Origin of the sequence: Litchfieldia alkalitelluris, assembly GCF_002153425.1 — a bacterium.
Classification (GTDB): domain Bacteria; phylum Bacillota; class Bacilli; order Bacillales; family Salisediminibacteriaceae; genus Evansella; species Evansella alkalicola.
Genome location: NZ_KZ119600.1, coordinates 1470400 through 1492138 on the forward strand (window position 1 = coordinate 1470400; position 21739 = coordinate 1492138).

Annotated in this window: 19 protein-coding genes and 1 riboswitch; of the genes, 15 read left to right on the plus strand and 4 right to left on the minus strand. The window is 38.3% G+C overall.

Annotated features, from left to right (window positions below; genetic code table 11):
- The first annotated feature begins 65 nt into the window (after positions 1–65).
- From BW724_RS06860 to BW724_RS06925, 14 genes are all read left to right on the plus strand, one after another.
- On the plus strand, positions 66–740 hold the full coding sequence (locus BW724_RS06860; protein WP_088074521.1) for a GntR family transcriptional regulator: 675 nt from the start codon (positions 66–68) through the stop codon (positions 738–740).
- Between the two features lie 153 nt (positions 741–893).
- Entirely contained in the window at positions 894–2438 is a 1545-nt protein-coding gene (locus tag BW724_RS06865; RefSeq protein ID WP_088074522.1) for a flotillin family protein, read from the plus strand.
- Positions 2439–2731: 293 nt separating this feature from the next.
- Positions 2732–5500 (plus strand): glycoside hydrolase family 3 C-terminal domain-containing protein, encoded by a 2769-nt coding sequence (locus BW724_RS06870; RefSeq protein ID WP_088074523.1) that lies wholly within the window; start codon positions 2732–2734, stop codon positions 5498–5500.
- 104 nt (positions 5501–5604) lie between these two features.
- Positions 5605–5811, plus strand: coding sequence for a CDGSH iron-sulfur domain-containing protein (locus BW724_RS06875; RefSeq protein ID WP_088074524.1), 207 nt, complete (start codon positions 5605–5607; stop codon positions 5809–5811).
- Positions 5812–6136: 325 nt separating this feature from the next.
- Positions 6137–6841 carry a hypothetical protein gene (locus BW724_RS06880; protein ID WP_088074525.1) on the plus strand — a complete coding sequence of 235 codons (705 nt, stop codon included), beginning with the start codon at positions 6137–6139 and terminating at the stop codon, positions 6839–6841.
- A gap of 14 nt (positions 6842–6855) precedes the next feature.
- Positions 6856–7635, plus strand: a complete 780-nt coding sequence (locus BW724_RS06885) for an OmpA family protein (protein ID WP_088074526.1) — start codon at positions 6856–6858, stop codon at positions 7633–7635.
- 21 nt (positions 7636–7656) lie between these two features.
- On the plus strand, positions 7657–8136 hold the full coding sequence (locus BW724_RS06890) for a GyrI-like domain-containing protein (protein ID WP_088074527.1): 480 nt from the start codon (positions 7657–7659) through the stop codon (positions 8134–8136).
- A gap of 160 nt (positions 8137–8296) precedes the next feature.
- A riboswitch (cobalamin riboswitch) is annotated at positions 8297–8483 on the plus strand.
- A gap of 122 nt (positions 8484–8605) precedes the next feature.
- Positions 8606–10684, plus strand: a complete 2079-nt coding sequence (locus BW724_RS06895) for a DUF4430 domain-containing protein (protein WP_140354932.1) — start codon at positions 8606–8608, stop codon at positions 10682–10684.
- 90 nt (positions 10685–10774) lie between these two features.
- Positions 10775–11650 (plus strand): DUF4430 domain-containing protein, encoded by an 876-nt coding sequence (locus tag BW724_RS06900; RefSeq protein WP_088074529.1) that lies wholly within the window; start codon positions 10775–10777, stop codon positions 11648–11650.
- Positions 11650–12537: an energy-coupling factor transporter transmembrane component T gene (locus BW724_RS06905; protein ID WP_088074530.1), complete on the plus strand. Its 888-nt coding sequence runs from the start codon at positions 11650–11652 to the stop codon at positions 12535–12537. Before BW724_RS06900 ends, BW724_RS06905 begins: the two co-directional genes overlap by 1 nt.
- A complete protein-coding gene (locus tag BW724_RS06910; protein ID WP_088074531.1) occupies positions 12510–14234 on the plus strand; it encodes an ABC transporter ATP-binding protein in 1725 nt (574 codons plus the stop codon). The genes BW724_RS06905 and BW724_RS06910 overlap by 28 nt, the downstream gene beginning before the upstream one ends.
- On the plus strand, positions 14219–14947 hold the full coding sequence (locus BW724_RS06915; protein ID WP_417891461.1) for an ECF transporter S component: 729 nt from the start codon (positions 14219–14221) through the stop codon (positions 14945–14947). Before BW724_RS06910 ends, BW724_RS06915 begins: the two co-directional genes overlap by 16 nt.
- Positions 14948–15115: 168 nt before the next feature.
- Positions 15116–15685: a YhcN/YlaJ family sporulation lipoprotein gene (locus BW724_RS06920; protein ID WP_176371330.1), complete on the plus strand. Its 570-nt coding sequence runs from the start codon at positions 15116–15118 to the stop codon at positions 15683–15685.
- A 233-nt stretch (positions 15686–15918) separates the two neighbouring features.
- Entirely contained in the window at positions 15919–17301 is a 1383-nt protein-coding gene (locus BW724_RS06925; RefSeq protein ID WP_088074533.1) for a PAS domain S-box protein, read from the plus strand.
- 49 nt (positions 17302–17350) lie between these two features.
- Here BW724_RS06925 and BW724_RS06930 read toward each other — a convergent pair whose 3' ends face one another.
- Positions 17351–19186 carry a UbiD family decarboxylase gene (locus BW724_RS06930; protein ID WP_088074534.1) on the minus strand — a complete coding sequence of 612 codons (1836 nt, stop codon included), beginning with the start codon at positions 19184–19186 and terminating at the stop codon, positions 17351–17353.
- 181 nt (positions 19187–19367) lie between these two features.
- Here BW724_RS06930 and BW724_RS06935 point away from each other — a divergent pair, with 181 nt between their 5' ends.
- Positions 19368–20060, plus strand: coding sequence for an SDR family NAD(P)-dependent oxidoreductase (locus BW724_RS06935; protein WP_088074535.1), 693 nt, complete (start codon positions 19368–19370; stop codon positions 20058–20060).
- Positions 20061–20141: 81 nt separating this feature from the next.
- On the opposite strand, the gene BW724_RS06940 is transcribed toward BW724_RS06935, so the two are convergent.
- From BW724_RS06940 to BW724_RS06950, 3 genes are all read right to left on the minus strand, one after another.
- Complete coding sequence (locus BW724_RS06940; protein ID WP_088074536.1) at positions 20142–20816, minus strand: GDSL-type esterase/lipase family protein; 675 nt, start codon at positions 20814–20816, stop codon at positions 20142–20144.
- Positions 20817–20916: 100 nt separating this feature from the next.
- Positions 20917–21219: a hypothetical protein gene (locus BW724_RS06945; protein ID WP_088074537.1), complete on the minus strand. Its 303-nt coding sequence runs from the start codon at positions 21217–21219 to the stop codon at positions 20917–20919.
- Positions 21212–21724, minus strand: coding sequence for a CBO0543 family protein (locus tag BW724_RS06950; protein ID WP_235848919.1), 513 nt, complete (start codon positions 21722–21724; stop codon positions 21212–21214). Before BW724_RS06950 ends, BW724_RS06945 begins: the two co-directional genes overlap by 8 nt.
- Between the last annotated feature and the right edge of the window lie 15 nt (positions 21725–21739).

The following is a 21739-nucleotide window of genomic DNA, read 5'->3' on the forward strand; positions in this document are numbered from 1 at the left end:
TATACATATAGAATATGTATGTTAGGTGTGATTGATATGCCTAGAAAAGATGGGGGCTGTTAAAGATGAATGCTAGAATAGAACCGAAGGAATCTATCAGGGAGTTTGTTTACCGAAAGATTCGAAATCAAATTATAAATTGGGAACTCAAGCCGGGACAGAAGCTATCAGAAAAGGAAATATCTGATACATTAAGTGTCAGTAGAACACCTGTTAGAGAAGCATTTATTCATTTATCGCAAGAAGAGTTACTGCATATTTATCCCCAAATTGGAACAGTAGTTTCCAAGATTAATATTAGTCAAGTGGAGGAAGCTAGATTTATAAGAGTACATATTGAACGTGCGATTGTAAAAAACTTATGCAAAGGTGTAAGTGAAGACTTTATTTTTAATATGGAGTCCAATCTTATGATGCAATCTTTGTGTGTGGAAAAAAATTCAAATAGACGTATTTTTGAGCTTGATGAAGAGTATCATAAACTGTTCTATCAAGAGGATAAGAAACTCCGTACATGGTTATTTGTTCGAAAAATGAATGGTAACTTTGACCGATTAAGAGCCCTGCGCCTTGCTTCAGATACTAACTGGGAACAAATTGTACAACATCATCAAGAAATATTTAAGCGTATATTAGCAAAAGATCCTATAGGTGCCGATAAGATTATGACGGAACATTTGGAACTAGTCAATTTAGAAAAAGGAGATATTGCTAGTAAGTTTCCTGAGTACTTCATTTAATTAACAAACACTTTACAAGGGGCGGTTCTAATGTTTTACTTCGTTTCTAAGTAAACATCGGAACCGTCCCTTTGTTTACACTTTTCCAATTATTTTGAAACTTTCATGTTTCTTGCCCGTATTACATATTAAGTTTATTAAAGGAGGGTTTTGATGTTAGCTTCACTAGGTATTTTAGCAATTTTAATTCCATTGTTGATTTTGGCAATGATTTTAGGTTTAGCCTACTTCTTCTGGTACAAAATCAGGTACAAAACGGCGAGATCCAACGAGGCACTCATTATTGCAGGTCCCAAGCTTGGTGACCCAGAGAAGGAAACGAATATCTTCACGGATAATGAAGGTCGATCCATAAAAATAATCCGTGGTGGTGGGCATTTATTAAAAATGCATCAAACTGCTACGCCTGTGGATTTAACTTCATTTCAATTAAAGCTTAGGACACCGCGAGTTTTCACACATGGTGGGGTGCCTATCGTTGCAGATGCAGTGGCCATGGTTACTGTTTCTGATACGTTAAAGGGAATTGCAATTTATGCAGAGCAATTCCTTGGGAAAAAACAGAAGGAAATTGAAAGTGAAATTGGAGAAGTTCTAAACGCAAATCTTCGTGCAATTCTATCTAAAATGACAGTGGAAGAAATTAATGCTGACAGGGAAAAGTTTAACGAGGATGTTCGTACTGTCGCTCAGGCCCAATTAGATTCCATGGGCTTTAAGATTACATCATTAGGTTTAACAGACCTCTCAGATGCTGATGAAGAAAATGGATATCTTGAGAATTTAGGAAGACCACAGATTGCGAAGGTTCGTAAAGAAGCGGAGCTTGCAGAATCTGATAGTGAACGGGAAACACGAATCCATAGGGCAACAAATGATAAGGAAGCAAAGGAACAGGAGTATCAACGCCAAATCGAGATTGCAGAAGCCTTGAAAGAAAAGGATTTAAAGGATGCCCAAATTAAAGAAGAAACAGAGCGGGCGCGGGCGAAATCTGAGCAATCTTATGAGTTGGAAAGGGCAAAATTAAATAAAGAAGTCCAGGAAGCAGAGCTTAAGCTTCAAGCACAAAAAACGGAAGAAGAATTACGAATTAAGTTTCTAGAGCGGGAACGTGCTGTTAAATTAGAAGAAGAGGAAGCCAAAGTTCGTAAGCAAAAAGCTGATGTAGCATACTATGAGACTACTAGAAAAGCTGAAGCAGAAGCGGAAAAAGCTCGCATTGATGGGGAAACGCAAGCGAAGATTGAAAGAGACCGTGGTATTGCGGAAGCAGAGGTTATCCGTGAGAAAGGGCAAGCAGAAGCGGAAGCGAAACGACTTCTTGCAGAAGCTATTTCCAAGCATGGAGAAGTTGTTATTGCAGAGAAGTTAATTGAAATGCTACCACAATATGCTAGAGAAATTGCGGCACCATTAGGCAATATTGATTCTATCAAAATTATTGATACAGGAAGTGGAAATGGAGCCGCTTCCTACAGCCAATCTATTACAAATACTATGACGCAAATTCAAGAGCCCCTAAAAGAGTTAACTGGCTTGGATGTATCTCAATTACTTTCGGACTTAGTGAATCGTGGCAACACGCATACAGTAGTTCGTCCAGAAGTACAACAGCAAGCTGCTACAAAGGAAGATACAGCAAGTGAAGACAGTGTGTATGAAACTGAATCAGCGAAGAAAACTGAGTCAGAATAAAAGCCAAGGTAAAACGAAGGGACGGTACTCATGTTCACGACATGGGACCGTCTTTTTTCTGTTATAAAAAAGTTGTCACATTTTATACTATTTTAAGAAAATTCAAGGGTTATTCTAGTACCTAGTTTATTTATCTACTTCCCTTATAGTGATATACTATAATTTAATCCATGTAAGCGCTTTTTTAGGAGTTTCCATTATTTTAACTAGAAATAGCATGGTACTATTTTTGATTTGGCCTATAAAAGCTAACTAAAAGCACTACGAAACAATGAAAGGGGTATACATACAGCATGAATCAAATAGGAATTCCACTAGAAGGATTTGCAGAATTTAGTAGAAAAGTAGCAGCAGAAGGAGCCGTATTACTTAAAAATGAAAAAGAGGTACTACCATTACAAAAAGGAGATCAAATTTCAATATTCGGTAGAACACAAATAAATTATTACCGAAGTGGAACAGGCTCTGGAGGAAGTGTGAATGTCACCTATACAACAAACCTGTTAGACTCTATGCGAAATAAAGATAAAGTTATCATTAATGAAGAATTAGCCAAAGTTTATGAAACGTGGATTGAAAAGAATCCGTTTGACAATGGTGGTGGTGGATGGGCAGCTGAGCCTTGGCACCAAAAGGAGATGCCTTTAACAGAGGAGATCGTTTCTAGTGCTAGTAAAAAGTCCGATAAGGCGATCGTAGTGATTGGACGTACTGCTGGTGAGGATCAAGACAATGCAAATGAACCAGGTAGCTACCAACTGACGGAAGATGAATTATTGATGTTACGATTAGTGACTAATTTTTTCAATAAAGTAGTGGTCGTTCTTAATGTTTCTAACATTATTGATATGAGTTGGATGAATGACTTTCCAATTCAAAGTGTCATATACGCTTGGCACGGTGGTATGGAAGGTGGGAACGCCATATCAGATGTATTGGTTGGAGAAGTGACACCGAGTGGGAAACTAACAGATACCATTGCCTTTTCTATCAATGATTACCCGTCCACTCGTAATTATGGTAATGAGCTGAGAAATTTTTACGAAGAAGATATTTATGTAGGGTACAGATATTTTGAGACCTTTGCTCCAAAGAAGGTTCAATATCCGTTTGGGTTTGGTATGTCGTATACAAACTTCTCCATTGATCCTGAAGGAGCTTCTATTGTTGAAAAAAATGGTGTAAAATACTTTGAAGTTTATGTATTTGTTAAGAATACAGGGTCGAGTTTTTCAGGTAAAGAAGTTGTTCAAGTCTATGTCGAAGCCCCTCAAGGTAAGTTAGGAAAGCCAGCGAAAGAGTTGGTGGCCTTTAAAAAAACGCAAGAGCTACAAGTTGGGGAAACAGAAGATCTAACGATTAGTTTTCCATTAAAATCGTTAGCATCTTATGATGATGCAGGGATAACAGGACAACCTTCAGCATACGTGTTAGAAGCTGGAGAGTATCGATTCTTGGTTGGGAATAGTGTGAGAAATCTAGCCAAAGTAGAAGTTGATGGACGTAGTAGTTACAAACTCGAAGATTTACAAGTGGTGGCTCAGCTAGAAGAGGTGTTGGCACCAACAGAATCATTTAAAAGAATGATGCCTGGTAGTAAAAAAGAAGATGGATCCTATGAACTTACTTATGTGGAAGTACCAAAGCAGCAGGTGTCCTTAGCTGAGAGAATAGAGACGAACCTCCCTCGAACATTGGAACAGACTGGGGATAAAGGGTATAAGCTACGAGACGTCTATGATGGCAAAGTGAGTATGGAGGATTTCATTGCACAGCTAGATGATAATGACTTGGCAACAATCGTGAGAGGGGAAGGAATGAGTAGCCCACTCGTAACCCCAGGTACTGCCTCTGCTTTCGGTGGAGTGAGTGATGGATTGTTGAATTATGGCATACCATTAGGTTGTACTGCTGATGGACCATCAGGAATTCGAATGGATAGTGGTCATAAAGCAACGCAAGTGTCCATTGGAACTTTACTTGCTGCGACGTGGGATCCTGAATTAGTAGAGGAATTGTATGTGATGGAAGGACAGGAGCTCTTGCAAAACAATATTGATGTTCTACTTGGGCCTGGAATGAATATTAGGAGAAGCCCTTTGAACGGACGTAACTTTGAATATTTCTCTGAAGATCCCCTTGTGACTGGTCAGTTTGGTATCGCTTGCACTCGTGGTGTTGTAAGAGGAGGAGCGAATGCAACATTAAAGCACTTTGCATGTAATAGTCAGGAACAATATAGAACAAAGGTAGATGCAGCAGTTTCTGAGCGAGCGCTGCGGGAGATATATTTAAAAGGATTTGAAATGGTTGTAAAAGAAGGTAGTGCAAATTCCATTATGACCTCCTACAATCCAATCAATGGCCATTGGGCTGCTTCAAATTACGACTTAAATACAACCGTTCTTCGTAAAGAGTGGGGATTTAAAGGGATCGTAATGACTGATTGGTGGGCACATATGAATGATACGGTGAACGGAGGACCTGCTGATCGAACATCTACAAACTTTATGGTTCGAGCACAAAATGACTTGTATATGGTAGTGAATAACTATGGAGCAGAGGTCAATTCCTCAAATGATAATACGCTAGCATCACTTGAAGATGGTACCCTAACGAGGGGAGAATTGCAGCGTTCTGCAATAAATATATGTGAATTTTTAATGCAGGCCCCTGTGTTTTTTAGAGATCAGGTCATTGAGGAAAATGTGAACAGCTTTGAAGGGACTAATTCTGTGTCGCCTAAGGAGTTTACATTACTTTTGGAAAAAACAAAGGTTAATCCATCAGAAAATGAGTCTACCTACTTGAAAGTAGATGAAGCAGGGACCTATCGTTTGTTTGTGAAGGTTATGTCGCCTCACTCAAGTTTAGCTCAGAGTGTATGCAATGTACTGTTAAACGGGGAGCCATTAACAACTATTCAAACTAGTGGTACTGAAGGGCACTGGGTCGAACAGAAATTAGTGAAAGCAGTACTTCAAGAAGGCTTTCATGAATTAACTTTAGATTTTATTAAACCTGGCTTAATTATTGATTGGATTCAATTTAAGAAAGTGTGAACAGATGGGAAATTTTAGGGTAGTTACGATTTGGGCAGTATCTGCATATGATTATATTTGATAAATTGTTTCATTAATTATCTAAGAAGGGTGTGTTGTTGATAATGAGCGACGAAAAGGTAACTATTAAAGTAAATGATCATGGTTCTATTAGAATTACTGGTGATGTAGAGTTAATAGATGGTGAGGGAAATGAATTTAAAGTAGGAAAAAGCTTTTCGTTATGCAGGTGTGGAGAGTCTAGTAAGAAGCCATTCTGTGATGGTACACATAAGAAGATAGATTTTGATAGTGCACCAAGGGCCAAATAAGAAAAGCGAAAGCGCCTTGGTCATCAGCCACAATATACACTTCTTTACCTATTAACCAAAAGGACGGTTCGAGCGTTTTGTAAACGCAAGAACCGTCCCTTTGTTTACAATTAGGACTAAAGGTAGTTGAGTTACATTATTAAAGTAGTAATTTAGATATAATTTACTTGAAAACAAAATAAACATATTGTGGAATTATTGTCCGAAAATTATAATAATTTAGAGTTAGTCTGGAATTAATATCCATAAGGTGGTGCTGCTATTATTTACATACTTTCTTAACAGCACCTTGTCATTATTATAAATTAGGAGATGGTGAAAACAAATGGAAACCTACCTTGGACGAAGAATGAAAATATGTTTATACTTAACTACTATATTTTTCGCTGTAGTGGTAGTTGTGGCTTGTTCTAACGAAGAAGATGCTTCAACTGGTGCAGAAGAAGTAGCAGACGAAACGGAAGTGGACGACACAGTTAATGATGAGCCAATTGAGGTGAATGGAGACGAAGATGTGATCGATGAGAATAAAACACAAGTGGCTACGGAATCAGAAGATATAGCTGTCAGTTCAGATGACGCTGAAGAAGATAGTAGTGTTGAGGATTTATCCACTGAAGTTAGTGCAAGTAGTTTACCAGAAACATTGGAGCTTGATGAAACACAATATCATGAAAATGGAACCATTTTAACATTGGAAAGCATTCATTTTAACGAGGAGTATATCACGGTTAATATTACGGTTCTAAATGCATCTGGAAAGGACATCAGCATAACAGCAGCTGGAAGAACTGGTGCTGAACTAGAAGACGATACAGGGGAGACAATGTATTATTATCAACCACCAAAGGAAAATGAGTCTTTAGATATACCAGAAGGGGATAGGATGACAGCATCACTCATCTTTGTTGGTATGCTCCCTGAAGAAGCTACAAGCCTACACCTAACATTAAATAGTATTTTTGGTGGGAGTTCTCGAATTACACATAATCCTATGTTTGAGTTTGAAGATATTAGTTTAGGTCGATAGGGAAGGTGGTTGAAGTGAATGGAAAAGTTACGATAACCAAGATGGATAAGTCGCAATTTGGGATAATTATAGGTTGTATAATTCTTTTGCTCTTCGTAATGACAGCTTGTATTGGACAATCGGATAGGAATAATGATCATGAAGTAGAAGGCGAAACGGTTAGCTCAATAACAGGAGAGGATAGTCTTATAGAGGGTGAAGCGGTGTCAACCGTTGATGCGGAGGATAAAGAGAACACTTCTTTACCATCGTCCACGTATATTATTGAACCTTTTATTAGTGAAGTAGAGAGAATTATTGGTGTTCCTGTTATCACTGGGAAGATTCCGACTAGTCGGGCTGTTGTTTATGAAGGAGTTACTTCTTCGCAAGCAGAGGTTGATATGATGGAGACTTTAAGTGAATATAATGCCGTTGAGATGGATTTAGGTACATTATTAACATTACCAGGAAATATATTATTTGATTATGATGATGATGAGCTGCGCCATGAATCGGAGGCTGTAGTAGATCAAATTGTGCAGATTATCGAAGCGACTGAAGGAACTGTTTATATAGCAGGTCATACAGATAATCACGGAACTCCAGAATACAATCAAGACCTTTCAGAGCGAAGAGCGTATTCTGTATTGGAAACCCTCGTAGAAAGGGGGATTGATGAAGGGCGTTTGATTGCAGAAGGTTTTGGTGAAAGTAAGCCCATTGCCCGGAATAATCATGCAGATGGGACTGACAACCCCGATGGACGGCAAAAAAATAGACGAGTGGAGATAACAATTGAAGGCTTACAATAAAAAATGGAGGCGTATATAATAATGACAAAATATCGAGTTTTAACGAAACCTGCATACCGTGCAGTAGGCATGAAGTGGGAAGGAAGTTGGGCAGAAGTAAGTGGTCTGAAAGAGGTTATTCATCAAATGGAGAAACGAGTAGAGGAATTGGACGGTGCTGTTGAAGCTACTATTCAACTCGGTCTTTCTTATCATACAAGGAAAGATGGTTTTACACATTATTCAGCATTTGAAGTAACAAAGGATCAACATGTTCCGACTGGGATGGAGGAAATTAATATTCCAGAAATGATGTACTTGGTGACGACTCATGAAAAGGGTGAAAACATAGGTCAGACCTATGTTGACATCACTAATTATTTGAAGAATAGTGACTACCTTCCATATAGTGATGAAACAGTGCCTTATGACTTTTTGCCGATAAAACATGAGAGGTATCCTTTGGATAGGAACAAGGAAGACCCTCATTTTGAAATTTTAATTCCTATTGTAAAAAAATAGGTGAAACAAACTATCATGAAAAATAATTTCTCACGATGCTAAATTCCTTTCATACTCTGTTATTTTGCAAGTAATTAATAGTTTTTGTTTCATAAGTCTGACATTAGTCCCTATACAATTTTTGAAATATTATGTATAATGGGCTCGACATAAAAAAATACATATGAATAAGAAGTAAGGTGCTAGCCTTCGTAGAATGCTAGCTTAAAAGGGAAGTTTGGTGTAATGCCAACGCGGTCCCGCCACTGTAATTGGGAGTAACCTGCAACATGCCACTGTCTAAGATGGGAAGGCGCAGGAAACTATGACCATAAGCCAGGAGACCTGCCTACTTCATTTTCACCGTACTACGAGGATAGGAGGGTGTTAAGTGGTAAAGTCTGCGATTTTTACTGTCTTAATTTCACTTCTCCTTCACAGGGGATTTTTTTTATGCCAAAAAACACTATTTATTGGAGGAGAAAAGAAGATGAAGAAGACAACAAGCATTTTTATGAGCATTCTATTAGTTTTTGGAATGTTGTTTGGAAGCATTACAACGGTACTTGCTGAAGCTGCAAGTTACCAAGGGGAATTGACTGTTTATAATGGCAGTGACGTTTTAGTTGAAACAGTAGATTTCACTTTTGACCAAGGAGATACTGCTTATGATGTCCTAACTAGTGAAACACTAGAATCAGTATTAGATGTAGGAATTACCTATCATGCTGACTTTGGAGCATTTATTGATAGTTTTAACGGAGTAGAGCAATATGATGATAAATATTGGTCATTTTATGTAAATGGAATTCAAACACAAACAGGTATTACTGGTTACCCTGTTAGAGATGGTGATCACTTAACTTTCCATTTACTAGATTTCGATTCTACACAGGTAAATACAGCCACTTTATCAGCATTAAAGGATGATGAGAATCTTGTAACTATAGATTATCCTATCTCTTTTATTCCTGAGTTGGAGCCCACTGCTTTTGACTTACTATTAACTACTTTAGGGGAAGAGAATGTTGATTATACTTACTTCGATGGTGTTGGATACTTTGTTGATAGTATTCTAGGAAACACTGCAGAGGGAACTTATTTTTGGGCCTTTTATGTAGGGGAAACGTCACAAGATGTTGGAGCAAGTAGTTACGTTTTACAAAATAATGATGATATTAATTTTAAATATGTATCTTGGGCTAATGAGGATTCTGATGATGACACTTCAACGGATGATGGTGACGGTGAAACAGAATACTCTGATGACACACATTCAACACAATTAGATAAAGCGTTGATAGATAGTTCAATAGAGTCGGCAAAAAATTATGTGATGGCCAATTACATTGGAGATTGGGAAGCTATTGCATTAAGTAAACTAGGATATACAGATCTAGGTGAGTATTTAGAAAGAGTAAAGCAAGAAATTCTTGAAGTAGATGGAGAGTATCGTAATATTACGGATACCGCTCGACGAAGTTTAGGAATTTTAGCTGCTGGTGGTGATCCAACAAATGTTGAAGGATATAATTTGATTGAAAAAATTTATAACGGAACAAACATTACAAGACAAGGACATGTTGGTACAGCATTTAGCTTAATTGCATTGGATAGTGGGGATTTCAACGTGCCGGAAGATGCTGAATGGACGAGAGAGAGGATCCTCCATCATTTATTGGAAAACCAACAAAGTGACGGAGGGTGGACTTGGGCTTCTACACCACCTAGCGATCTTGATTTTACTGCGATGATTTTAACAGCACTTGCTCCATATGAGAGTGATCCAGAAGTTCAGGGGGCAATTGATGCAGCGGTAGATTTTCTTTCTGAAAGTTTTCTTGATGGAAAAATTAATAATAGCTCTACTGCTGCCCAAATGGTAATTGCATTCTCGACATTAGGACTAGATTCTCATACTTTCTATAATCAAAATGGTGATAGTTTAATAGAGTATTTATTAACTTTTCAAGATGAAGATGGAGGATTTGGGTGGCAAGACAATGAAAGTGACGGCTTTTCTACAGACCAAGCATTCCGTGGTGTCGTAGCTTACTATCTCTTTACTGAAGGTAAATCGTCACTTTATGCCTTCAACTTTGAAGAAGACGATGAAGAAACTGAGCAACCAGATGATCCGTCGAATGATGAGGATTCAGAAAATGGAGAAGATCCAACCAATGGAGAGGACCCAATAATTGAGGATGATCCATCAAACGGTGATGACGAAACAGAAGATCCAAAAAATGAAGAAGACCAAAAAAATGAGGTTGAAACGCCAAACAGAGAAGACACAACAGATGAAGATGAGCTAACAAATGGTGAAAAACCAACGACAGGCGGAAACTCTTCAAATGATGATAATGCTTCAAATGAGGAGAAACTATCAAATGAAGAAGCGAAAGATGCTGAAGAATCCGAAGAAGAAGCTGCTGAAAAAACAAATGAAAATGGAGACCTACTTCCAAACACAGCAACAATAAGCTATAACCTTCTTGCTATTGGATTAGTAATCCTACTTATTGGTGCTGCTAGTTTAGTTGTTACGAGAAAGAAAAGGTTTATATAAAAAATATTAGTTTTGAGGCTGGGACATTCGTAATAGCACTTTAAAATCCCAGCCTCATTCAATTAGCTTAGAAGATTGGGGAGGAAAACTGTGATAAAAAAGAAGACTATTAAAATAGTAACGGTTTTGTTTTCCTTTTTATTTATTATGGCGGTGTCCCTATTTGGTTGTGGTACAGCAACGGATCAAGAAGCAACAATAGGACCAGTACATGATGCAGTAAAACTTGAGAAAGGTCCGTTTGAAAGAAGCCAACCTCAAGTAGCTATTGCTTTTAAAAATGAGTTAGGGGAAAAAGATGAAGGAACAGATGAACCTAATGAAGGTACGACAGAGTCAAAAACTGAGGAAGAACAGTTAGGATCTGAGCCGCGTGATGAATCTACGTCAGTGGCTAAATCAGAACAATCGGAAACTAACACTTCTGCTTCCTCCACAGATAAATCGAAGAAAACTGATGAGAAAGGTAGTGGAGAAGAATCTCGTACCGAATCGAAGGATACAGCAAATAACAAAAAGAGCGACTCTGCCACTTCCACTTCTTCTTCCAAATCAAATTCTTCTAAGAACAAAGAGGGGAAGAAGGAGGGGAGTAAGGGGAATGATAATGATTCAGACTCATCAAATGACGGAACTGAGCCAAAGGCTGAAACAGTTAGCATTACCGTTACAGGTCCACCAGATATTGGGTCGATACTAAGTAATACACAAATTCCTTTCGAGGGTGGGGATACGGTATTAGATATTTTATTAAAAACCTCCCTACGTGTAGATTATACAGGTCGTGGAGCAACAGCTTATGTCCAAGGGATCGATCATATATATGAATTCGATTACGGTGTTAATAGTGGATGGGTGGCAAGTGTAAATGGCGTTGACTTAAGTAGAAGTGCAGGCGCAACAAGTGTAAAAGCAGGGGACTCCATAACTTGGTTATACCTTGAAGATTATACGGATGGAAGCTAATGATACAACGATTTGAAGACTTCCATCCAGCATTCACTTTTTTCTACTATATGGGTGTGATCCTTCTACTTATGATGTTTCAGCACCCAACGATACTAGTTATTGCTCTGCTTATTATTTTGATGATTCATTTTGTAGAAGATCGCTTTCAAAACTTGAAACGCTGGAGCCTCCTAATTATTTTAAGTGGCGTTCTAATTATCCTTTTGAATCCTGTTTTTAACCAGAGGGGAAGGATTGTGTTATTTATTATCGGCGATCACTATATCACGCTAGAGGCTGTTTTGAATGGAAGTGTGACCGCACTGTCAATCATGGCGATCATCTCTATATTTGTTTCATATAACGAGGTCATGACGCCGAATAAATTATTATTCCTATTTTCAAAGTTATTACCGCAATTTGCAGTCCTTCTCATGCTTACCCTCCGATTCATTCCACTCATGAGGCGAAGGTTGGAGGAGATTTCAGCTGTCCAGTATAGCAAAGGAATTGCGGTGACAGATGGCAATTGGAGAAAAAAAGTGAAGAACGGACTTCTATATATTCAAGTACTTGTCACCTATTCTTTGGAAGAAGCGATTCAAACAGCTGATTCTATGAATGCTAGGGAATATGGTAAGGGTGAACGAACGACCTATGACCATTTTAGGTTCAAAAAAATAGATGCTGTAGCATTTTTATGGGTAGGATTTCTACTTATCTATTGTGTCATTGGTAGACTATACGGTTTTGGGGTGCTGACCATTTATCCTATGATGGACCCGATTCCATTGACAGGAATGGAATGGTGCCTTGCTATAGGTATGTTCATTTTTATCGCATTTCCACTAGTTGTAAAGGGAGGAGGTCGTTTGAAATGGCGTATATTAATTTCAAAAATGTAACTTTTTCTTATCCAGAAAATCCTGCTATGCCAGCATTACAAGACCTCAGCCTGCAAGTAGAGAAAGGACAGTTTGTTGTATTGTGTGGTCATTCTGGTTGTGGAAAAAGCACACTTCTACGACTGCTAAAGCAAGAAATTAAGCCACATGGGGCGATTTTAGGGGACATTCAGTTAGAAGGCCAGAGTCTTCTTGTGGAAAATTCCTCTTCCAAAGGGATAGGCTATGTTTTTCAAGACCCAGAGAATCAAGTCGTGGCTGACGAAGTTCTTCATGAGCTTGCCTTTGGCCTGGAAAACGTAGGTCTGTCCACAAATGAAATGAGAAACCGCATCGCAGAGATGGTGAATTTTATGGGGGCGGAAAATCTCCTTCACCGGAAAACACACACGTTGTCAGGTGGACAAAAACAGCAGTTGAACTTAGCTTCCGTCCTCCTCATGCAACCTAATGTCCTTTTGCTTGATGAACCAACTGCGCAGCTTGATCCAGTCAGTGCGCGGGAGTTTCTCGATATGATCGTCCGCCTAAATGGAGAGTTCGGACTCACTGTAATCATGGCAGAGCATCGTCTCGAGGAGGTGTTGGCAGTTGCTGATAAGATTGTCATGATGGAAAAGGGGCAAATAAGATTGGAGGGACGCCCGAAGGAAATATTGCCAAAAGTGTGGGATTCATCAGAGAAACCGTATGTACCCACTATCCCGTCATTTTACTTGAAGGTGTTCGATCAGGGACAAGAGGGTTGCGGTGTTGGAGCAAGTTCAGAAGTCCCCCTTACAGTTAAGGAAGGGCGCAGTTGGCTCCGTGAACGGAGGGACGGTTCTCCCGTTTACGGATATGAATCAACTGAATCAACCCAACTTATATCCGAGCATAAACTAGATAAGCCAGAACTTCCCCCCTCGGAACCAATCATTGAAGTGAAGAATCTATTTTTTCAATATGACGCTAGAAAGCCGAGTGAGGCCATCTTAAAGGGTTTGAGTTTAAACCTTCATAAAGGAGAATTTTACACTCTTTTAGGAGGCAATGGATCTGGTAAATCAACATTAATGAAACTGATTTGTGGAGTGTCCAAGCCTCAGCGGGGAAAAGTTATCATTAACAAAAGAGACTTGAAACGTTGGGGCCGTCAAGAGCTTGCAAAAATGATTGGCTATTTGCCACAAAATCCAAAATTATATTTTATTCAAGATACGGTTGGAAAAGAGCTACAGGATACCCTTGAGCAGTGGGGATTGGCAACGGAGTCTGGGGAGAAAAGGACTTCTGATTTGTTAAATTCACTTGGAATACCTCATCTAACAAATAAGCACCCTTATGATTTAAGTGGTGGAGAGATTCAAAAGGTAGCTCTTGCTTGTCTTCTTGTACGTCAGCCTCAAATTCTTTTACTAGATGAACCAACGAAAGGATTAGACCCAGTTTCTAAGGGGCAACTGGCGGATATTCTATTGGAGCTACAGTCTCAAGGATTGACAATTATGATGACGTCCCATGATGTGGAGTTTGCAGCAAAGTATGCAGACCGTTGTGGGATGATGTTCGAAGGGCGGATAACATCAGAATCATCTCCGGCTTCATTTTTTAAAGGAAATTTCTTTTACACAACGATGATACAACGATTGTTCCGTGGTTATACGGAGGATGTAGTCACAATGGAGGAGGCAATCCGAATATGGGGGGCGCGGTAGGGAAGAGTTTGAAAATGAGAGTACTTCAGTTACTGCTGCTCCTCGGTGTTGTGGGGATCCTAGCTAGCACCCTTGTTTGGAGCGAGCATTATTTGTGGTTGAGCTTTGGTATAGTCATCTTAGCAATCATTATATTTTTGTTACACTTCGAACGTAGAAAGATTGTTGCCCGGGAAATCGTACTCCTTGCAGTGATGGCAGCCATTGCATCAGTAAGCCGCATCCCCTTTGCAGCTATTCCAAGCGTTCAGCCCACCACCTTCGTTATTATGATGGCAGGCTTTGTTTTTGGAAAAGAGAGTGGATTTATTATAGGCGTTGTATCTGCCCTCGCCTCCAACATGATTTTAGGTCAAGGTCCATGGACACCGTGGCAGATGATTGCCTGGGGGCTCGTTGGGTTTTCTGCAGGACTCCTGAGAAATTGGAGTGTAATGAAGGGGACTATTGGAAAAGTTGGCTTTGCAATCATTTGGGGATTTCTATTTGGTTGGATCATGAATATTTGGGGGCTATTGGCCCTAACGGGTGGAGGAACAGGTGAGGGAGGATTACTTGATCCGCAAGTCCTCATCCCATACTTTATCAGTAGTGCGTTGTTTGATTCCATGCATGCAGTTTCCAATGTGGTCTTTTTATTATTATTTGGTGGTGTGTGGGTGAAATTATTAGAGCGGTTTAAGATGAAGTACGGCTTGCTTGAATACAAGTAACAACTTTTTAAAGTAGAAGTTATGTAGCCATGAAACTTTCTTCACTTCCTCTTCGAAAAGTCAACATTAGTTCATTATGTTTGTTGTGATTCCTTGACCTAACCATGTATGTAAATGTATATAAATGGAGAATTTAGTAATAGGAATTATAGAAAGGATGGACTAAGATTGAAGAAATTTTCTCTTTCTATCTCTATTACAGCTTTGATTCTCTTTCCTTTGATTGGCTGTGGAGACAATATGGATAATAATGACGAAATGGAAGGTCAAAACTTTGGGGAGCATGGCTTTATGGAAACAGAGGATGGCGACCTTAACGCCGGCACTAATCCAGGTGCTAACCTAAATTCAAAGAATAGGACTAAGACTGAATCCTATCATGGGGCTACATACAATACTAATGACGGAAAGCTAGTTCAGCAGATTGTTGATCAAGTAGAAGGGATAGACGGTGTTAGAGAAGCCCATGTTGTCCTAAACGAAGATGACCTTATTATTGCTGTAGAAGCTACAAGGAACATCACGGAAGTAAGATGGGAAGTGGAACAGTATACGAATAATTTATCAAATGACAAGAATGTGATAGTAGTAACGAATGAGGAAGTGGTTGGACAAGTTCGGGCCCTTGATAATGAATTACGTCAGAGGGAACAACATGATGGTTTCGATGATAATATTGATCGTATGATTGATGATATTGATCGTGCTGTACGAGAATCTCTGGATAGAAATCAATAAAATAATGATTTGGAAATAACTTGATATGTTAAACAAGAAGTGTTCCCCTGAGCTATTGGGAAACACTTCTTTTCTTTTTGCGGTCGTGATCAAGGCGCTTCCGCTTTTTTATATAAATGTAATATATCGTAATGTTTTTGTAAAAAAATGAAGGAAATCGCCAAGTTTATTTAGAATACAGAAAGAAAGTGCTTATAGTTATCCAAGCAATTAAGGAGTGAGGCTAACCAATTATGAATCATAACGACGGAGATAAATTTAATATATTAGATAAAATCACAGATGGTTTTTATATTCTTGATGATAAATGGAACTACATCTATTTAAATAATACTGCTGAAAAAATCTTAAACCGTACTAAAGAAGAATTATTGGGAAAGTGTATATGGAATGTATTTGAAGATGCAGTTTATTTGCCTTTATATAACAAATACATGGTAGCGGTGCAAGAGAATAAGTCAGTTGAATTTGATTTCTATTATCCCTCAATGAAATCTTGGTTTGAAGTTCGGGCATATCCTACGGACGAAGGGCTATCTGTTTTATTTTTAGACATAACAAATAAAAAAAATATTAGTATTACTAAGGAGCAGTATTATCAATCCTTGTTTGCTAACAATCCAGATGCAGTTTATATCATGGATTTAAATGGCCATTTTACTAGTATAAATGACGCTGTAGATACTTTAGCTGGTTATAAAAAACAAGAGCTAATAGGAAAAAATTATGGTTCATTAGTTGTAGATGAGGACTATAAAAAAGTAAGAACTTTTTTTGAACAGGCAAAGGAAGGCAAACCACAACATTTCGAAACTAGAATTATACATAAAACAAGAAGAATTGTATATTGTAGCATAACAAATATCCCAATTATTATCGATGGAAAACTAATTGGGATATACGGAATTGCAAAGGATATTACGCTACAGAAGGTGGCAGAAGATAATTTAGAAAAAGCGGAAAAGTTATCTATCGTTGGACAATTGTCAGCTTCCATCGCCCATGAAATTAGGAATCCTTTGACAACACTGAAAGGGTTTCTTCAACTTCTTGAAGGGGAAGAGGGCAATGTAGGAAATGAAGGAAATTATTTTAAGATTATGTTGGAGGAAATGGACCGAATTGACTTGATAACCAGTGAGTTATTATTTTTGGCAAAGCCCCAAGCAGTGGAATATTACTATGAGGATATTAATGCTATTTTAAAGGATGTGATCCTACTTCTTCAATCTGAGGCGTTAATGAATGACATTGATATTCAATTTGAGTATCAATCTGTTAAACCTATTTATTGTGTCAAAAATCAGATCAAACAAGTTTTTATTAATATTATTAAAAATGCGATGGAATCCATGTCCCATAAAGGCGTAATAAAAGTAAAGCTAATAGATTATGATCATGATACGATTATAATTGAGGTGGATGATCAAGGGTGTGGTATATCAGAAGAATTGGCTCCTCAGATAGGTCTTCCCTTTTATTCTACGAAAGAGAGGGGTACTGGTCTAGGAATGGTAACAACTTATAAAATTATCCAAGAGCATGGTGGAAAAATAAACTTTGAAAGTGAAAAAGGAGTAGGTACTACTTTTCGAATCTATCTTCCAAAAGATTAACTTAAAAGGTTGTCTCCAATTTATCATTGGGACAACCTTTTTGTAATTCTTATTTATTCAGTTTATCTTTAAGGATACCTTCCCCAGTAAAGAATTTTTCTATATTTTTTTCCACATCTTGATCTGGAATTAATGGTGGTGCGTGATGTGGCTTTAGACGCACATCAATAATCACGTTATCGCAACCCCAATGCTTGTTATCATAAAAACTATTCACCCCATAAATATCATGGGAAGGGTTGCTTCTTGTAAAGGTAGCCCATAGGAAGTTGCTCATGTTGGCGCTAAGGAATTCACTATCATCAGCAACGATAATAATTGGACAATTAGTAACTTCTCCCTTCGCTTCGATAGCGTTGGAGAGGGTATTCATTTCCTCTTGTGCCACTTCATAAGACGTAAACTTTGGACCGTTTAATGCAACGACACCAGGCATAACAAGCTTAGCCTGTCCAAAATTATCTAGGGCTTTCAGTTCACCTGGAACATCTGTACATAACTCTCTCTTTTTATCCCCACAAGCTGCAAAGATTACTTTACTTCCTGTATTAAGGCCAGTCCCGGAATAGTCTAGTGTATCAATCGTAGTATTTGTTTGGAAGTGAATATCCCTCCGAAAATCCATCCGTTCAAAAATGTAAGCTAGGAATTCTGCTTCCTTATGTGTATCCAACTCCACGTCTTCTTCTGCTGCAATGAAAAGATATTTGGCCAAACTAAGTTGACCTGTTCCAAGTATTCTATTTGCAATGGTGAGTAGTTCAGCAGGCTGCTTCACTTTTTGAAACGGCGTATATCGCTCACTTCCGATAGCAAAGAGGAGTGGGTGTACCCCAGCAGCATCTACGGCATGTACTTCTTTCACACCAGGAATTTCCTGTTTAATGGCACCACCAGTAAGTTCATGGATAAGGTCCCCAAAGGAAGTGTCCTCTTGAGGAGGACGTCCCACAACAGTAAATGGCCAAATTGCATTTTTTCTAGCATAGACTTTGTGCACTCTCATTAATGGAAAATCATGTACTAAGCTGTAGTATCCTAAATGATCACCGAATGGCCCCTCTGGCTTTGTTTCATTAGGGTGTATTTCTCCAGTAATAACGAAATCGGCATCATGGCTTATACAGTAGCCATCCACATAGCTATATTGAAAACGACGGTTGTTTAACATTCCTGCAACCGTCATCTCCGTTAACCCTTCTGGTAATGGCATAACTGCGGCTAGCGTGTGAGATGGAGGACCTCCAACAAATATACTAACTTTCAATGGCTCCCCTTTCTTCACAGCTTTATGTTGATGAACGCCGATTCCACGGTGAATTTGATAGTGAAGTCCCACTTCTTTATCCACTTCATAATCGTTTCCAGTCAGTTGTACACGGTACATACCAAGATTAGCGTTCATGATTCCAGGCTTATCTGGATCTTCAGAGTAGACTTGGGGTAAAGTGACAAAAGCGCCACCATCATCAGGCCAATGTTTAATGAGAGGAAGGTCTGAGATCTTAATTTCTTCCATGTGTGACGGTAGTTTATCTGATTTTTTTGATGGTAAAGCTTTTAAGCCAGTGAGCCCACTACTGACATGCTTAAAGGGACTTTTTAAAGCCTTCATTGGATCGTTTCTAAGTCCAATTACACTTTGTGTTTTTTCCCACGTATCTTTAAAAATAAATTTACTTCTTTCCATCGTGCCAAATAAGTTAGACACGGCTGGATAGTCGGAGCCTTTTACATTTTCAAATAATATAGCTGGTCCACCTGCTTCGTAAACCTTCAAATGAATGGCAGCCATTTCAAGATGAGGATCCACCTCTTCTTTAATACGTATAAGGTGTCCGTGTTTTTCTAAATCAATAATACATTCTTCTAAATTACGATACATAGTACTATCTCCCATATTTAGTAGTCTTATATAAAATAAATTATACCTGTTTTCTAATCTTGTGTCTTATGATAGCTGTGAGAAAAGTATGATATATTTATTATATAATAATGTTCTAATCTATTAAAAATGGTAATGTTTAGTTAGTATTTAGTATTTAGTATTTTTAGGAGGGCTCTATATGAATATTCTTGTAACAGGTGCGAATCGTGGTCTAGGCTTATCCTTTATAAAACTTGGTGTTGAAAAGGGTTATAAGATGATTGCAGGAATTAGGGGAGATAAAGGTAAGCACGAGGATTTACTTAAAGTACAGGCTGAATACCCAGACCTAGTCGAGATTGTTAACATTGATGTGTCTGATGAGGAGAGTATCCGTCAGGCGAAGCGGGTATTGGAGAAGCTTGACTTGGAGCTTGATGGCCTAATCAACAATGCTGGAGTTCTTGTTGACCGTGGGAAAAAATTTGATGAATTAGATTTGGACGAAGGTCTACTAACTTTTGACATTAACACGTTTGGACCAATTCGTGTCGTAAAGCATATGCATGCTTTATTAAAGGGAGAAGATAGTTTCATCGTTAATATTTCATCTGATGCAGGGAGTATTGCAAATACATACGATGGAGACTATTTTTACGGCATGTCCAAATCGGCATTAAATATGTTTTCTGAAAAGCTGAATCGTGCCTTAAAAGGTGTTCGTGTTTATTCCGTCCATCCTGGTTGGCTTCATACGGATATGGGTGGGGGACAGGCCCCAATGAGTCCTGATGAGTCTGCTACGTGTATCTATCATTTAGTTGAAGGGAAAGTGGAAACTGATCCAAGTCATACTTATATGAATTATAAAGGTGAGAAATTCGATTTTTAAGCTCTGTAATCTGCATATTAGGGAGGTAGCTAGCTCAGAGCAAAGCTAGCTACCTCCTTTTCGCACAAATAGTAAATACTATTATGATTGTTGGTATTGGTCCGACGAGAGATATGATAAATAGTCAAAATAAGAACGGAGTAGTTCATCAGCAATCATTTGATGTCCTTTTCCGTTAGGGTGGATTCCACCAAAGGAGAACAACCCTTTTCCGTTTTGCTGGAACACAGGATAAACATCTATATACACAGTGTTTTTGTAAGAGGTAGCCAGTTGGTAAAGACTCTCATTTGTTTTACCTATCCAATGGTCACTATAAGGAAGTTTAGGATAGGGGTTATATATGCCGATGAGCTGAATGAGATAGTTTTGTGGCTCGTTAGCTTTGATTTCGTGGATCACAGATAAGATTTGCTTTACGTTATTGTACAAATAGTAATGTGACTGCTCGAGTACTTGGGGGTCTCCAATCTCTTTATATCGCTTATTTGCCTGAATCAGATCATTTCCACCAATATTAATTGTAATAATGTGGGCTCTTGCAATATCCCTTCTTACATTTGGATCATACAAGAAGGTTAAAAGCTGGTATGATGTGATGCGGGGTTGTGCATACAAATGTAGATACACAGGGAGGCGCAAATGGTGTTCAAGCTTATGGTGATACGCTTTTACAAAGCCATCACGGAGATATGCACCAACTCCAGCTGATATGGAATCCCCGAGAGCTGTATAATATAACCACCTACTGTACATACTATCCCCCCTTATTACGATCTTTCTAATAAGCTATGAAGGAATGTACATAGTTGTTCTAGGCTGTGGTTGAAGTAGGTGTTTGTTTGTAAGAAATATTTTATCTATATACTCTAGAAACCCCTAGGGCATGGTTTGTCCATAGGATTTCTTCTATTTTTTCGTCAATTTCATCTTCACACTCTACAATCAATACCACTTCGGTGACGTTAATAACAAATTCCCAAGTGAATAAAATGAATCCTTTCACATATGAACCAAGCATGATATGTCCCATTCCTGGAAAAGCGGCTGACCACCATGCAGGAACCCAGGGATTCTTCATTTGAAGAATGTTTGTATTAAATGAGGTAATATTAGCGCGATAATATCTGCTATATTTTGTGGACGAAGTGCTATCCATTACTTGCTTCACCTTTTTGCTTGTGGACAATTGGCTCTATTTTGAAAAACCAACGGTAGTAAAGTCTAGATAAATAATATGTTCCCCAAATTGTTATAAAGCTCCAATACCAGCGCCATTTCGGATAACGAATTAAATCTGTAAACTTCACAGCATAATACTCAAATCCAACAATGATAGATGTGTGGAAAAAGTAATATAAACCTTTTATTAAAGGTTTCCTTTTTTCGGGATAGTGAACATTAAAAATGGAACAGAGTATTGGATACACAAAGTATTCAAAGGTGAAGCTTGCTTTGTTTGACTTTTTAAAAATTCTAACAGGATATTTTATAAGACCATATTCCACTACAATGAGTCCGAATAACCAGGTCATCACTTGTTTAAATAAAAAACTCACATGTGCTTCACGTGTATGGTTCTTTGGGACAAAAATTAAATATAACAAGATACTGAAAATCCAAGAAGCTGCTAATATCTTCTTTTCCTTCTTATTTTTGACCAAATGGTTCCCCTCCTT